This is a genomic window from Alcanivorax sp. HI0044 (assembly GCF_001634945.1).
This window is the reverse complement of record NZ_LWEZ01001798.1, coordinates 1-597: the sequence shown is the minus strand read 5'-3', so window position 1 is coordinate 597 and position 597 is coordinate 1. Positions and strand designations below refer to the sequence as shown.

1 pseudogene is annotated in these 597 nt (G+C 57.1%); it reads left to right on the top strand.

The features are described from left to right. Positions 1–597: pseudogene (locus A3730_RS32310) on the top strand (MFS transporter); the annotation flags it as partial.

Here is a 597-nt window from a genome sequence, read left to right as displayed (position 1 = left end):
GTTGTACGCGCTGTTGCTGGGCACCTTTTCCATAGGCATCGGGCTGGGTTCCTTCCTGTGTGAAAAACTGTCAGGCAAACGGGTTGAGCTGGGGCTGGTGCCGCTGGGCTCCATTGGCTTGAGCCTGTTCGGCATCGATCTGTTTTTCTCCTACGCCGGGCTGGCCGGTGTGGCCCAGGCAACCACGAACAGCATTGGTGTTGTCAGCTTCCTGCAGCAGCCAGGTGGGTACCGGGTCTTGCTGGATCTGCTGGGCATTGGTGTGTTTGGTGGTTTCTATATTGTGCCGCTGTTTGCGTTCATTCAACACCGTGCCAACCCCAAGCATCTGTCGCGGATCATCGCTGCCAACAATATTCTCAATGCCCTGTTGATGGTGCTGTCAGCGGTGGCCGGCATTGTGCTGATCGGTCTGCTGGAAATGACGGTCCCGCAGTTCTTCCTGGCGCTGGCGCTGACCAATATTCTGGTGGCGGCGTATATCTACACCGTGGTGCCGGAATTCCTGATTCGCCTGCTGGTGTGGATGCTTACCCACACCATGTACCGCGTGAAGCATGCAGGGGCCTTCATCCGGGATGTTCTCCATTCCCTCAT